This window comes from Streptomyces sp. NPDC055099 (genome assembly GCF_053607685.1).
Genome location: NZ_JBSGUA010000017.1, coordinates 74,694 through 88,401, shown reverse-complemented (window position 1 = coordinate 88,401; position 13,708 = coordinate 74,694). Strand labels below are relative to the sequence as shown.

The window sequence follows — 13,708 nt, the reverse complement described above, 5'->3', positions numbered from 1 at the left end:
CTCACCCCCATTGCCCGGCGGGGCGGTAGCCGAACGCGGCCAGGTCGTCCATGCAGGCGATCGGCGCGTGCGCGACGACCTGCCCGTTCGCGGCCTCCGCGAAGACCTCGCTGGACAGGACACGGCCGTCGACGCCGTTGACCTCGCGGACCGAGGTCACCATGCGCTGGAGCTTGCCGCCGGTCTGGTAGTTGTTGCGCCGCTGGATGAAGACGACGAAGTTGACGGCTCCGGCCACGAGCATCTGGCTGGCCTCGATGGGCAGCCGCTCGCTGGCCTGGAGGGCGTACGTCGAGATGCGGTTGAAGACCTCACTCGAACTGTTGGCGTGGATCGTGGAGAGCGAGCCGTCGTTACCCTGCGACATCGCGTTCAGCATCGTCACGATCTCGTCGCCGAGGACCTCACCGACGATGACGCGGGAGGGGTTCATACGGAGCGAGCGGCGCACCAGCTCGGCCATCGAAATCATGCCCTGACCCTCGGAGTTGGGCAGGCGCTCCTCGAAGGCGACGACGTTCGGGTGCAGGTCGGCGAACTGGTCGAGGCCGAGCTCCAGGGCGCGTTCCACGGTCACCAGGCGCTCGTGCGGCGGGATCTCGTTGGCGAGGGCCCTCAGCAGCGTGGTCTTTCCGGCGTTCGTCGCGCCCGCGATCATGATGTTCTTGCGGGCCCGCACCGCGCACGCCAGGAAGTGCGCGACCTCGGGCGTCAGCGTGCCGTTGCCCACCAGGTCCGACATGAAGACCTTGCCCATGCGGGCACGTCGGATGGAGAGCGCGGGCCGCCGCGTGACGTCCATGACGGCCGACAGACGTGAGCCGTCGGGCAGCCGGAGGTCGAGCTGCGGGTTGGCGGAGTCGAAGGGGCGCGAGGAGAGACCGGAGTACGCGCCGAGGATCTGGATGAGCTCGATGAGCTCCTCGTCGGTCTCGGCGACCGGATCGGCCTTGGTCTCACGGCCGTTGGCGTATCCGACGAAGACCTGGTCGCACCCGTTGATGTCGATGTTCTCGACCTCGGGGTCGTCGAGCAGCGGCTGGAGCCGTCCGACGCCGAAGAGCGCCGCGTGCACCGCGGCCGCGTACTTCTCCTCGGTCTCGGCGTCCAGCGGGGTCCGCCCGGCGTTGATCTCTATCCGGGCGTACTCCTCCAGGATCTGGGCGATGACGGCGCGGGCGTACTGCCGCTCGTCCTCGCCCGACATGGGGGTGACGCCGGAGACCTGGTCCAGGCGGCGCTGCTCGGCGATGCGGTCACCGGCGTCCTGCCGGAACCGCTTCACCAGCTGGTGATCGACGGGAACGCTCATCGGCCGGCCCCGCGCGTGCCCTGCATGCCCGCGGTGCCGTGCGTGCCCGCGTTCGGGTTGGCCCACGCGGCGCCGTACTGCTGGTAGAGGTCGACGGTCACCTTGCGGGCCGAGCGGATGAGCATGGACTTGTCGAGACGCCCGCGCTTGCGCCCCGCCAACTGCTCGGCGCCCGCCGGGTCTTCGGCGAGGGTGCCGACGACGCGGGCGCCGGTCTGCGCGGCCATCAGCATGTCGTTGACCTGGTGGACGAGCTTGCCGGACGTCGAGGGGTCGGCGATCAGGAGTACGCCGATGAGCGGGGTCGCGAGCGACGCGGCCCCACGCGATCCGCCGTGCAGCTTGGTGGCGAGCGCTGCGGCACGGTCCCGTACACGCGCGATGGCCTCGGGCTCGGTCCGCGAGACGAGCAGCACAAGGGCAGCCTGCGGGAAGAGCTCGACGGCAGGGGAATCCCCACTGATGCGACCGCAATCAGCGATGACATCGGCGGGCGCGTTCGGCGAATCGGCGAGCTGCGAGAAGGCACGGCCGAGGGTCGGCCAGAGTCCGGCGAGCCCGGCGGCCTGCTCGGCGATGCCGAGCCCGACGAGCACCTCGAGACCACCGCTCAACGGCTGCGTGTGATCCCAGAGTTGATCAGGAACAAGCCCACGACGGGCGGTGGCCGCGATGCTGAGCATCCCGGTGTTGGGGTTGAGCGGTCCGCCGTGCGCGGCGGCACTGCGGTAGACGAGGTCGCCGCCCGCGGGGTCGGTCTCCGCGACGAGGACGCGGCGCGGCCAGACGGCCGCGAGCGCGACGGCCGCGGTGGTGACTCCGGGAGATCCCTTGTCCGCGGCGAGAGCAATGAGCGCCATGTCTCTTCTACTCGCCTCTAGTTGCCGTTGGGAGACACTTGGACGAGCGAGACGGCACCGGCGGACGCGGCCCTGGTGACGGCGGCGGCGTCGGCGCTGTCCACCAGGAGCGTGATGCCGAGGGCACCGGTGCTCACGGTGGCGTCGCTCTTGTCCGCGACGGAGCTGACGCGGGCGGCCGAGACGATGGGCGAGTCGCTCGCGCCCGTCCCGGCGGAACCGCCGGTCCCCTTGTCGCCGGAGCTTCCTCCGGAAGCGTCGTCGCCGACCTGGTAGACGTCCACGCTGTCGCCGGCCTTCAGGCCGTCCGCGGGGTACTGCCCCTCCTTGAGGGAGACACCGACGGCCGACTTGCCCGCGGGCAGCCCGCTCTTGCCGGAGAACATCTCGCCGACGGCGACGGCGCCCTTGGGGATGGTGTTGGTGGCCTTGAGCTTCGACAGTTGGCCGAGCTGGGACCACTTGACGTAGTTGACCCCGGAGTCGGCGGAGACCATCACGGACGTGACGTTCTTGTCGCGGACGACGGACTCCCCGGCGGGGATCTCCTCCGTCACCTTCACGACCTCGATCCGGTCCCCGGCGCGCAGCACGAGGACGGTGGCGCCGAGGGCGCCGATGAGGATGAGCAGAACGGCCAGGGCGGCGAGTGCCGGTTTGCGCTCGCGAGGCGGCGCGGGAAGGCGCTCACCGACCGCTGGCTGAACCGGCGCGGCGGAACGGCTGTTGCCCGCCCCCGTACGCTCTTGGATCTTCACGCAACTGCTCCCCGCACGCCCAAGAAGATTCGGTCATTTTCAGACACTCGCGACTCTCTTCGCCCGCCTCGGGCGGGCTATTCAGCCCCAGGCACAGTGTCAAGTCATCGCACCGTATCAGCAGCACATAAGCCCCTCAAGGCGCGTTAAGACTGCCGCGGCCCGCACTCCTCATCGTTATCCACGCGCAATCCGTACTCCATGGTTCCCACGCATTCCGGGATCTCAAGCGGAGAGAGGGATGTGCATACGCGAATATTCATTGTTTGCGCAACGGGCCTCGGTGGGCGCGGTGATGAGGAACACCACGGGCTGCTGGGCGGCTGACGGGGTGCTGGTGGGGCTGATCCATCAGCCGCACGGATGACGCGGGGAGAGGTGGGAGTGGTTCCCGGGGGGATTGGTTGGTCGTGCTTCGGCCATGTGTGGGGCCGTCGGGGGCTGGCCCCAGGGGGGGTGCTGTGGGGCTCAGGCCTGTTGCCGCAGCTGGCCTTCGACGTACGTGAGGAAGGCCTGGAGGTTCGGGGCCAGGACTTCGGTCGGCGTGGAGGTGGAGGGAGCCGGCCGGTAGGTCTGACCGTCAACTCGGCCTACTGGCAGGCGATACACGGTCGCGCCGTCAGCCCGACTGAGCGCGAAGAGCGCGCCGCCGCCGTCGGACCCGAAGACGACGACGGGGGTGCCGAGGGCGTGGCCGACCGCACCTTCGATCCGGGTGGGCAGGTCCCCGCGCAGCCCGGCCACTGTCTGCTGGGCGGAGTGCACGAAGAGCCCGGGGCCTACGTCGGGGAGGCTGAGGTGGCTCAGATGGCAGTAGAGGAGAGCGAGTTCACCGGAGGCCGCCGCGATCTCAAGGCGCTCGGAATCCTCCGACTCAAGGCGCTCGGAATCCTCCGGCTCAAGGCGCTCGGGCTCCTCCAACTTGCGCGCGGGGGCGACCGAGTTGCAGTCGGGCGGATACCCAACCCGGACCTCGAACCCCCGGAGATGAGAATCCACCCCCTCCCGTACGCGGGAAACCCACGCGTCGATCCAAGCCCCGGTCAGAGAGACCCCCGCCTCAGCCGGCTCCGACACACCCACCCCACGCCTCCACTCCTCTCGACCTCAACATGCCCGTCCATGACCCGATGAACCCCCACCCCCGTTCACCCGTCTCACGTGCAGAACAAGCAAGAACTCCTGCTTTGCGCAACACGGAAGAGAAATTCACCCCCCATGAGACTTTCCTTTCACTCAACTCACTCAAGTCACTCGACTCACTCGACGCGCCGGACGAAGTCCGCGCCCAGAACCATTCCTGCGGCCGTGGCAACGGCGGCCGCATCCCTGACCCTGATCGCCACGGCAACGCCGGCGCACGCGATCATCGGCGGCACCGAGGTGTCGAACGACGCCTACCCCTTCATGGCGGCCGTCATGGACAAGGGCTCCGGCAGCGCGCTGGACCGCCAGTTCTGCGGCGGCAGCCTGGTGACGGCGGACACGGTCATGACGGCGGCACACTGCCTGGTGGACGACGCGGGCAAGCCCCTCAAGCCGAAGAAGCTCCAGGTGGCGGTGGGCCGCACGGTGCTCTCCAAGTCCGGCCAGGGCCAGATACGCAACGTGGCCAAGGGAGGCGTGGTGGTACACCCGCGCTACCTCAAGGGCCAGGAGGCGTACGACGTGGCGTTCATCCAGCTCAGCAAGCCGGTGCGGGGCATCTCCCCGATCGCGCTCCCCACCCAGGGCACGGACGCCCTGATCCGCCCGGGTCAGAAGGCGACGGTCGCGGGCTGGGGCAACACGGACACGGAACTCCCCAACACCCCGGACCGCCTCCGCGAGGTAAAGGTCCCGATCCTCTCCCACGCGGAATGCGGCACGAGCTACGCCGAGTACAACTCAAAGGTCAACTTCTGCGCGGGAGTCGAGACGAAGGACTCCTGCCAGGGCGACAGCGGCGGCCCCATCTTCCGTAACGTGCCCGGCCGCAGGGCCCCGATCCAGATAGGCGTCGTCTCCTACGGTGACGGCTGCGGCGCCCAGGGCGCCCCGGGCGTCTACACATCGGTGAGCTCATCAAAGCTGTGGAAAACGCTGGATGAGTCGCCTGCAGGCAAGAAGGTAAAGCGAGCGATGAACCGCCGCTGAGCCACCAGTTGCGCTCGGCCCGGCGGGCCCCCGCCCCGCCGGGCCGAGCCGTGCCCCGCGCCCCAGCTTCAACCACGCATCGGTGGCTGGGGCTTCAGCGTCAGGCCTGCCAGCTCGCAACAGCTGACTTGCATGGCACTGACCCCTGGTAACAGCGGCAAACAGTTCACTTCGCGCCACGATCCCAGCAGCATCGAGACAGCCGAGGCTTTCCGCTGCTGCACTCTTCGCATCACGACACGATGACATTCAGTTGAGATGCCACGACTTGCCCCACTATCCACCCTGGCGGAACCAGCAACCTCACGGATAACGTCGGCCCGTTGCAGACACCCTCGCCCCACCGGGAGCCGACTGTGAACCGCCGCACCATGCCCATCACCGCCGCGCTCGCCGCGACCGCAGCCCTGCTGTTGACGGCCTGCGGGGGTGGTGACGGCGACAACGACAGCAACAAGGACAAGATCGCGGGCGCCGATCAGGGCGGTGCCAAGAAGTCCGCATCACCCAGCGCCTCGCCCGACGCCGACGTAGCCCGTCCGAAGATCACGCTGCCGAAGGACGACATCCTCAAATTCGAGGACGCCAAGACGGGTGACGCGAAGAAGGACGCCGTGCTCGCGGACAACGCGGAGCGCCACCGCGCGATTGACGCCGCCATCATCAAGGGCGATCCGAGCTCCGAAGCGGTCCAGTTCTACTCGGAGGGCGATGCCGCGGCCAGCGCCGTCCAATGGATCAAGACCACGGTGGACGACGGCTACTCCGTCACCGGCACAGTCCGGTTCTACGACCGCAATGTGCAATTCCGGTCCGATGGGTCCGCCCGCCTGACGTACTGCGGTGACGAGAGCAAGTGGTTCGGCAAGGACCGCAAGACGAACAAGGCCGAGAAGACTCCGGTGACGAGCAAGTCCTACGTCTTCTACGACGCGAGCCTCAAGAAGAGCAGTGAGGGCGTGTGGAAGACCACTGCCGTTTCGTCGGAAAGGGGAGCAACTCAGTGCCAGCCGTGAGGACCACCCTGCGGAACTCTGCCCTGCTTCTCGCAGCCGCAGGCATCTCTATTGTGCCCGGCACCGCCTTCGCGGACGGGCCCGGCGGCGGGTCGGAGGGCAACGTCGAGCAGTCCGGCGACCGGAACGCCGAAGAGATCGAGTCCGTGATCCGCTTCGATGTCTCCCGCAACGGCAGTGGCCCGTCCAGCGGTCCGATGACGGTGCAGTCGTCCGACTGGACCCCTCCCCCCTGCTGGTACGAGCCCAAGTACACGCCGGAGCAGCTCAAAGCGGACCACATGAAGACCAAGAACCTCCCTCACGCCAGTGGGCTCGGTGAGGCGGTCGCCGCTTTCGAGAAGCACTACGTCGATGGCCACCCCTACAAGAACTACAACATGGCCAAAAAGGGCAAAGGCATGTTCTGGGACCGTGCCGCCTTGCCTTACGAAGAGGGTGGCGACATCTTCGCCTGTAAGGAGCCCCCTTTCTGGGTGGACAACGGGGAGCCCCCAGAGGTCGAGAACGCGGTGACGCCCGAGATACTCGCCGAACTCGCCTACGCGAAGATCAAGATTCCCGGAACCAAGGTCACGCTCGCCCCCGAGAACGTCACGAAGGTGAATCTCCACACCTGGGCCTGGCTCGACAAGGCAAAGTTCAAGCCCGTGTCCGTGACCGCGTCCCTCAACGCGGGCGGCCAGAACATAGAGGCCACGACCACCGCCGAGCCGCAGTCGCTCAAGATCGAGCCCGGCACGAAGGACGCGCAGAGCCACCCCACGTCCGGCGAGTGCGCCATCAACAAGGACGGAAGCATCGGCGCCCCTTACGCCCGGGGGAAAGCCGACAAGATCCCTCCGTGCGGCGTCACCTACCACCGGTCGTCCGGTGATGGAACATACGAGCTCAAGGCAACCGTCACCTGGAAGGTCAGCTGGACAGGGACGGGCGTTCCGGGTGGAGACCTGCCCGCCGGTACCTTCGGCACCACGCAGGACGTCAAGGTCGAGGAAATCCAGTCCATCAACCGCTGAGAAGCGAGTGCTAGCGAGGCCTGGTGCGGCCCGACCTCCGCGCCAGGCCTCCTTTTCTCCGCGCGACGAGGCGACCGCTGCAGCTTGCGTGCCCGCCTTCGCCACTTGGCCCGCCGAGAGATGTCATCAAGGCAGGGGACGAGACTCGCGCGTCAGTTGAGGCAACAAAGGGGACCCAGTGAGTGACCTGTACATCGACGGGGAAATGTTGGAGCGTGTGCGCGAGAATCTAAAGCATATCGGCGGCCTGTTGGAGAAGCCGGCCAAGGCAATGGACCAGGTCGATGCAAAAGCCATGGGCGTCCCCGAGCTCGAAAAGCGTATGGACACTTTCGGCGACGAATGGACCTACGGCGTCGGCCAGTTGAAGAAGTTCTCGACGAATGCCTCCAAGGCTCTTGGGAAGATCGAGAAGGCTTTCGACGGCTTGGATGACGAGTTGGCCAAGGCCCTTCGCGAGGCGGCGGAGAAGAAGTGAAGACTCCCACCCTCGATGACTTCCCGACCATCGGCTTCATCCCATGCCCCGGAGACCACACCGCACTGACCGATGTCGTCGACCTCGTGAAGCACACGACGGATTCTCTCGCCGAGATCAAGTTGGTGCTCGAAGGCGCCGCAAAAGGTGATTGGCGCGGCAAGGCTGCCACGGGGTTTCGCGAGCTACTCGCCGATGACTTCCGTCCCAAGGTCGTCAAAGCACACGAGTCGTTCGACCTCGCCAGGAGGGCCCTCGACGACTGGGCCGACTACATGAAGGTGCACCAGAGGACCGCCGAGAAGCTGGAGACGGAGGCTCTCGAGGCCGAGCAAACGGCCAAGAAGCAGAAGGACTCCAAGAAGGAGGGCGCCCAGGAGAAGGCCGAGAAGAAGGCAGAGGGCGACGCCGGGGACCCGGTTGAGGCGGTACGCACGCGTGCGCGGACCCTGCATTCCCAGTACAACGAAAAGGGCGGCGAGATTGCGGACCGCCTGAAGCGTGCGGGTGAGATCGCCCCCAACGAACCCGGAATGTGGGACAAGTTCACCGACGCGATCGGCGATGCCCTGAAGACCATCGCGTGGGCGGTCACCAACCCCATGGATGCGTTGAAGGCTCTCGCGCCGCTCCTGAAGGTCATCGGCGACATCGCAGGATTTCTCAGCCCGATCCTCGGACTGCTCGCGATGGTTCCCGGACTGCAGATCCTCGGCGGGATCTCTCTTGCCCTGGCGGGCGTAGCCCTCGTCGCCCACTACCTGTCCGCGGCAGGCAAGAGCGGCAGCTTCGTCAAAGCTCTCACCGACCAGGACGTCATTCTCGACGCAGCCGGGCTCGCCGTAGGTGTCGGCGCCCTCAAGGTGGGCGCGAAGGTCCTCGGCAACGCCCGGGCCGGAAACGGCGTGCGGGAGGTGCCCCAGGCACTCGCCAGGGTTCCAGGGCTTTCTCGAGTCGTACCGGCGACGGAAACACTTCCCAATGGCCTCTTTCAGCTCGGCAAAGCCGGGTCCCCAGCCCATGCCATGTCTGCGACGGAGATGGGGTGGCGCGGAGGGCAGTTCTTCACGACGTGGACCGGTCACGCTCTGACTTCAATGGGCACCGATGGACTGATCGAAGCCGGCAACAACCTCTTCACCGGGGCTTCTTTCGGTCAGCTCATTGACCGCTCAGCGCTGGAGGACAAGTGACCGCTGCACCCCCGCTGGGGACCGTACAACTCTTCGTTCCACAAGACTGGTTCGACCTGCTCGAAGACGGGGCCGATCGTGACGCGACTCGAAAGCGCTGTACAGAGATCGTCCAGAAGACGTACCCGACTGTTCCACGAGAACGTCAGGCGCAGTTCGTGGATGCCCTCATGGCCTGGTACGGGCACCTGCTGAGCAGTGGGACAGTGCTCTACGGCATCGCTTCCGGTCCGCTTCCGGGTGAGGCCAAGACCATCGCCAACTGGCAGGTCATGGCTGGAGTGATCGACGTACCGGCTGTTTCCGAAGAGCTCGACATCGGCGCTCTCCTCGCCACTGTGGCCGAGCCCCAGACCGAAGAACCGAGTTATCAGGAATCCTTCACCACGGACTTGGGCATCGGCTTCGGGTTGATCACACAGTCGACGATCCAGACCCCGCAGGAGGACGGTGACGATGAATCCCTGTCCGCCCAGATTGGCGTTGTGCGCGCCCTCACCTGCCCGCCAGGGGGTGGAAGGGGCATTCTCTTCATCGGGGTGAGCCTCGACCCCAGCCACGTGGGGGAACTGGCGGGCCTCCTTGCCGTGATGGCCCACCGGTCCACCTTCGGGGACCCCGCCCAACCGCTCGAAGCCAAATCTCCCCCCTCTCCTCAGGAAACCGCCCCATGACGACTGCCCCCCACCTCACCGGCCCCCCGCTCATCGATGCGTACCCCGACCGGGACACGCTGCTCCGCGCACGCGCCTCAGCCCTCGACGAGTTGATCAAAGCCGACCGATCGCTGCCCCGGGCGCTGCTGTCCCTCATCTGCGCCCTCATGCTCTCACTGGGCGTGCTGGTGATCACCAGCCTCCTCGTCGGCGCCATCGCTGGGGAGAAGGGTGCACCGAGCGTCGGTTTCGCTCTGCTGATCTCTTTTGGTGCGCTACTCGTGCTGGTAGGGCTGCCCGCGTTCGCTCTCCAGCGACATCACGCACGTGGCGTGCGACTCTGGGCTGCGATCAAGCAGTGGATCGTCCTTGACCGTCACGCGGACGCCTTGGCCCTGGCAGGTGCGGACGGTTCGGACGCTTCGGGTGGTTCGTCGGTCGCGCTGGGTGAGGCGCCGGCGAACTACGGATCCGGTGCGCTCCCGCGCCTCCGCTGGATTCTCGGGCTCACCGGCTGCCTGTCGGCCGCCATCGTGGCTCTCGCCATCGCGGCAACCTCCGGTCTGTCGGACCGTGAGTCAGTCGGTTGGGTATGTGCTTTGCTCACGTTCGCCGTGTACGCCGGTGCGGCGGTACGACGAGCCTCCTCGCGCAGCAACTGGGTGAACGGGGAGAACCGGGTTCGCGGGCTGGGCCGGGCCCGTGCGGAACGGCGCACGCAGCTGGCCGGTGCCACTCCCGGTGGCTCTGCCTCCGAGGGCCGGGTTCCGCCCAGGCGATTCCCTCTCGCGGTCCTCTGGTACGCGCTCCCCCTGGTGGTCACGGTCGTCCTGTACTTCGGCAATGCGCCGGAGTCCGCGACCGGCTATGTGATCGCCGGCGCCGTCTGCGCCATCGTGCTCGTCACCGCGATCGTCTTGGTGGCCCGGTCGTTCGCCCAGGAGCGGAAGGAAGACGCGGCCGTATCCGCCGCCCTCGCCGCGCGGTTTCCCGGCAAGCGGATCCACCCGGTGCGGCACGGTCTCCAGCCGGAGAGCCTCCTCCCGGTCGAGGGCCTGGCGGCATGGGACTTCGGGCCTCAACGCGTCTCTGGGCTGACCATCGACGAGCGTTCCCTGACACTTCTGGGAACAGGCGAGCAGATGCTCGAGGTACCTGTCGCGGAAGTACTCGGAGCCGCGGTGATCAAGCTCCCTCACCACGACATCGAACTGCACCTCGTGGACGGCCAGTGTCTGTTGATGCGTTCCTTCGAGCCTCAGTCCCTGATCGACGCATTTCACTCAGCAGGCCTGAGGGTGACCCGGGTGACGGGGCCGTAGGGCTTGGGCCGTCCCACTCAGAGTTCCCGCAACACCCTGACGCCTGAGCGCGACATGTCCGCCCCAAGTGCAGGCGCTCTCATCGAGCTCACTTCGATGGCCTCACCCGAACGAAGGTGGATGTCGAATCGGTCCGGGGCGAGCCGCCGCCCGGGAGTCAGAACGACTCCCAGTACATCGGTGAAAGGCAGAACGGTCGAGCCCACAGGACTGAGCAGGTGCAGCCCGTGAGGCGTCACAGCGATGGCGCCCTCCTTCTCTGGAGCTGCGTCCCACAGTGACGCATCAGGGGTGTCGTGCGCATGCAGGCCGAAGCGCACAGCATGTGCCCGCTCCGGAAGAGCCCCACCCAATGCCTTGCGTACGCGGCTCATCAGGGACTTGTCACTGACGGCGGCCGCGACGATCACGATCACGGGGCGGACAGCGACAACAGCCGCCAGCGCCGCGATCAGGGCTACGGGCAGCAGTTGCTGCGAACCGAGAAGCAAGCAGACGATCGCCACCACCGCAGGAACTGCGAAGCACACGCTGTAGAAGATCACGATGTTGGTGCTGGGCTGGACTGAGATGCCTGGTTCATCCGAGGCCAGCCGGTCACTCCTGATTCGCCTGGCCTCTTCGATGGTCCGCTCCACGGGCACTTTCCCCTTTCAGGTCTGCTCGATCGTCGCCTATTCCGCGAAGCGGAACGTTGACGTCACCGCGTCGAAGATGTCGAAGAAGGACTCCGCCAGGTCCAGGACCTGGCTGCTGCCCGCCACCAGTGCGACCTTGCCCTCCTGTCCCGGCACCGGAATGAACGTCTGCATCAACACGACGCGGATCGTGCGGTCGTCGCCGGGGACGGAGACGTCCTCGATGCCGTACGTGCGGGCCGCCGGCCCCACGCCCGGTATCTCGACCGTCGTGACCTTGCGATACGTGTCGCCCTCGCGCTTGGCCTCCCGTACGCCGAGTTGCGCCACGATCGCCGCGGGGTCGGTCGGCATCACATCGCCGTTCGACGTACGGGCGCCGACCAGGGAGACCGTCACCGAGCCGGTGACCGGCACGTCCCCGCCGAAGCTTCCCGCCATGCAGCCGCAGTACAGGGCGCCGGACTGCCAGGCCTCCTTGGATGCCTTGCGCAGGAAGCCCTCGAAGGTGCCCCGGTGCGGTTCCAGCTCGGGACGTTCGCGTATGCGGTCGTTGATCATCTGCCGGATGCTGGCGTCACGCGACTCCGGGCGGACGTCGAACTCCCACCAGGTCTCCGGCACCTTGATGCTGAATCCGCCGCGGGCGATGGTCTGCGCTTCGGTGTAGCGGGCCATGCTGTTGTCCCCGTCCCCTGTGTGTTCTCTGTCGACTTCGGCTTGTCAGCGTACGAGGCGGAATGGCGCTCCTGGGTGGGGGTCCCTCTGCCCGTGGGAGGCGGCAGCTTGGTGTGCGATTGCAGGGACATCCCATCAGCGTCGCGCCCTACCCGTATGTGGGCGGGATTTCTGTGCATCCGACCCCCCGGTCCGCCTTCCCGTCACCCGCCCACGTCGCCGTCAGGTCCGCGCAGTGCACCTTGATCGTCGCGTCGGTGAGCTCTATCTCGTGGGTGATGCCGCCGACGGCGCCGTCACCGTCGCCGGACACAGCCCCGTCCTCGGCCTCCTGCGGCAGGATTTCGTCCAGCAGCACGGTGATCGACTCCATCCAGTCGATCGACCTCGCGTAGTCGATGGAGAAGCGCGTGACGCCCGCGTACTCAATACGTAGGCCGGCGGCGTGCTTCCACGGGTTTGGTGCGAATGTGAGTGATGCCGTACCCGGTCCGTCAGCGGTTTTTGTGGGCAGGGCAATGCTCGTGAGCTCTAGGTCCTTTACGCAGCGATCGTTCGCGAAGGCGTAATGCCCGGCGTCGGACGCAAAGGCCCATGACCCGCCAGGCAGGGCGCCTCTAAGCGTGGGGAGAACTGCCAGGTATTCCCGCGCGTCGACCCGGAAACCGTGGTGCTCCGGGTCCCAGTCGGCCTTCACGTATCGCATCTGCTGAAGCATTCCATTCTGGTGTCCGGGGGTCGCGGGGGGGGAGAGATCCAGTCCAACCACCGGTGGCCGCCAGGCGGCGCGACCAGGCGAGTAGCTCGGTGGGCGACGAGGAACGGCATGAGATCAGGGCGAGTTGGAGGGGTTGCCCGGCGGTCCTGTCTACGCCGTGCGGTCACAGGCCTCCCGTGTCGCCCGTACCGGGCTCAAGGCCGGGCTCGCCGTCGCTCTCATCGCTGTCGTCGGAGCCCTCGGGGGTACCGGTGTCGGGGACATCAGCACGCTCGGGCGCTCCGACGATCCGGCGGACGAGGTCGAGGACTTCCCCGTGCTGTGGGCCGCTCCCGGCACCCTTGCGCGCTCCCTGCCCTGGCAGCTCGATCCCGCGCGTCGGCCCGCCACCGACCGCACTCACGCGATCATCACCGATCGGCGTCTCCTCGTCGTGGGACTGCTCGATGACAGCGAGATCATCTGGGACGACGTCCTCTTCGAAGTGCCGCGCTCCGCCGTCGACCGGGTGGAAGCGCGCGACTTCGGCTCCGGCGCGGGCGACGCCAAGGTCGTCTTCACCGATGGTTCGTGGTGCAGGCTGAGCGTCCGCGGGCGAGATGAGTTCGTGCGCTACCTCGATGAAGCCCCCGATGTCGTCGCGCTCGAGTCATTGACCACCGCCCAGCGCGTGACGGTCATGACCTTCGCCGCCGCACATTCCGCTGCCGGTACACCCCTCGTCACGCGCCGCCCCGACGGCGACTTCATCGTCACCATTCGGTCCTCGGACGACGTCAGCCCCTCCCACGGGCTCTGCGAGGGCTTGCGGAGCATGGTCATGGGGGCGGACGGCGAAGAGATCAAGGACCCGCACATGGCCAGCTCCCTGATCCCCTCCCGTCACAGAACCCCCATGGAAACACCCCCGTCGCGACAGTAAAG

Annotated in this window: 15 protein-coding genes; 8 read left to right on the top strand and 7 right to left on the bottom strand. The window is 66.9% G+C overall.

What is annotated here, in order from left to right:
- Position 1: 1 nt before the first annotated feature.
- The 4 genes from ACWFRU_RS33690 to ACWFRU_RS33675 form a co-directional block, all read right to left on the bottom strand.
- Complete coding sequence (locus tag ACWFRU_RS33690) at positions 2–1,312, bottom strand: CpaF family protein (protein WP_453691926.1); 1,311 nt, start codon at positions 1,310–1,312, stop codon at positions 2–4.
- Positions 1,309–2,172, bottom strand: coding sequence for a hypothetical protein (locus tag ACWFRU_RS33685; RefSeq protein ID WP_453691925.1), 864 nt, complete (start codon positions 2,170–2,172; stop codon positions 1,309–1,311). The genes ACWFRU_RS33690 and ACWFRU_RS33685 overlap by 4 nt, the downstream gene beginning before the upstream one ends.
- A 17-nt stretch (positions 2,173–2,189) precedes the next feature.
- Complete coding sequence (locus ACWFRU_RS33680) at positions 2,190–2,930, bottom strand: RcpC/CpaB family pilus assembly protein (protein ID WP_453691924.1); 741 nt, start codon at positions 2,928–2,930, stop codon at positions 2,190–2,192.
- 468 nt (positions 2,931–3,398) lie between these two features.
- The gene (locus ACWFRU_RS33675; protein WP_453691923.1) at positions 3,399–3,929 is read right to left on the bottom strand and encodes a hypothetical protein; all 531 of its coding nucleotides are present in this window, start codon (positions 3,927–3,929) and stop codon (positions 3,399–3,401) included.
- A 309-nt stretch (positions 3,930–4,238) separates the two neighbouring features.
- Between ACWFRU_RS33675 and ACWFRU_RS33670 the strand changes: the two genes are divergently transcribed.
- The 7 genes from ACWFRU_RS33670 to ACWFRU_RS33640 all read left to right on the top strand — a co-directional run bounded on the left by ACWFRU_RS33670 (position 4,239) and on the right by ACWFRU_RS33640 (position 10,750).
- A complete protein-coding gene (locus tag ACWFRU_RS33670) occupies positions 4,239–5,066 on the top strand; it encodes a S1 family peptidase (protein WP_453691922.1) in 828 nt (275 codons plus the stop codon).
- 356 nt (positions 5,067–5,422) lie between these two features.
- The gene (locus ACWFRU_RS33665; RefSeq protein ID WP_453691921.1) at positions 5,423–6,082 is read left to right on the top strand and encodes a hypothetical protein; all 660 of its coding nucleotides are present in this window, start codon (positions 5,423–5,425) and stop codon (positions 6,080–6,082) included.
- Positions 6,070–7,101 carry a hypothetical protein gene (locus ACWFRU_RS33660; protein WP_453691920.1) on the top strand — a complete coding sequence of 344 codons (1,032 nt, stop codon included), beginning with the start codon at positions 6,070–6,072 and terminating at the stop codon, positions 7,099–7,101. Before ACWFRU_RS33665 ends, ACWFRU_RS33660 begins: the two co-directional genes overlap by 13 nt.
- A 178-nt stretch (positions 7,102–7,279) precedes the next feature.
- Complete coding sequence (locus ACWFRU_RS33655) at positions 7,280–7,579, top strand: hypothetical protein (RefSeq protein WP_453691919.1); 300 nt, start codon at positions 7,280–7,282, stop codon at positions 7,577–7,579.
- On the top strand, positions 7,576–8,772 hold the full coding sequence (locus ACWFRU_RS33650) for a putative T7SS-secreted protein (RefSeq protein WP_453691918.1): 1,197 nt from the start codon (positions 7,576–7,578) through the stop codon (positions 8,770–8,772). Before ACWFRU_RS33655 ends, ACWFRU_RS33650 begins: the two co-directional genes overlap by 4 nt.
- The gene (locus tag ACWFRU_RS33645; RefSeq protein ID WP_453691917.1) at positions 8,769–9,446 is read left to right on the top strand and encodes a hypothetical protein; all 678 of its coding nucleotides are present in this window, start codon (positions 8,769–8,771) and stop codon (positions 9,444–9,446) included. The genes ACWFRU_RS33650 and ACWFRU_RS33645 overlap by 4 nt, the downstream gene beginning before the upstream one ends.
- Positions 9,443–10,750 carry a hypothetical protein gene (locus ACWFRU_RS33640; RefSeq protein ID WP_453691916.1) on the top strand — a complete coding sequence of 436 codons (1,308 nt, stop codon included), beginning with the start codon at positions 9,443–9,445 and terminating at the stop codon, positions 10,748–10,750. The genes ACWFRU_RS33645 and ACWFRU_RS33640 overlap by 4 nt, the downstream gene beginning before the upstream one ends.
- A 17-nt stretch (positions 10,751–10,767) precedes the next feature.
- Here the strand turns inward: ACWFRU_RS33640 and ACWFRU_RS33635 are convergent, their stop codons facing one another.
- From ACWFRU_RS33635 to ACWFRU_RS33625, 3 genes are all read right to left on the bottom strand, one after another.
- A complete protein-coding gene (locus ACWFRU_RS33635) occupies positions 10,768–11,388 on the bottom strand; it encodes a hypothetical protein (RefSeq protein WP_453691915.1) in 621 nt (206 codons plus the stop codon).
- A 36-nt stretch (positions 11,389–11,424) separates the two neighbouring features.
- A complete protein-coding gene (locus ACWFRU_RS33630) occupies positions 11,425–12,066 on the bottom strand; it encodes a hypothetical protein (protein ID WP_453691914.1) in 642 nt (213 codons plus the stop codon).
- Positions 12,067–12,214: 148 nt separating this feature from the next.
- On the bottom strand, positions 12,215–12,772 hold the full coding sequence (locus ACWFRU_RS33625; RefSeq protein WP_453691913.1) for a hypothetical protein: 558 nt from the start codon (positions 12,770–12,772) through the stop codon (positions 12,215–12,217).
- 169 nt (positions 12,773–12,941) lie between these two features.
- On the opposite strand from ACWFRU_RS33625, the gene ACWFRU_RS33620 reads away from it, so the two are divergent.
- Positions 12,942–13,706 (top strand): hypothetical protein, encoded by a 765-nt coding sequence (locus tag ACWFRU_RS33620; protein WP_453691912.1) that lies wholly within the window; start codon positions 12,942–12,944, stop codon positions 13,704–13,706.
- The last annotated feature ends 2 nt before the right edge of the window (positions 13,707–13,708 follow it).

Coding starts and splice junctions, on each gene's coding strand:
- ACWFRU_RS33640 (WP_453691916.1), top strand. CDS start 9,443: ATGACGACTGCCCCCCACCTCACCGGCCCCCCGCTCATCGATGCGTAC.
- ACWFRU_RS33625 (WP_453691913.1), bottom strand. CDS start 12,772: ATGCGATACGTGAAGGCCGACTGGGACCCGGAGCACCACGGTTTCCGG.
- ACWFRU_RS33685 (WP_453691925.1), bottom strand. CDS start 2,172: ATGGCGCTCATTGCTCTCGCCGCGGACAAGGGATCTCCCGGAGTCACC.
- ACWFRU_RS33690 (WP_453691926.1), bottom strand. CDS start 1,312: ATGAGCGTTCCCGTCGATCACCAGCTGGTGAAGCGGTTCCGGCAGGAC.
- ACWFRU_RS33630 (WP_453691914.1), bottom strand. CDS start 12,066: ATGGCCCGCTACACCGAAGCGCAGACCATCGCCCGCGGCGGATTCAGC.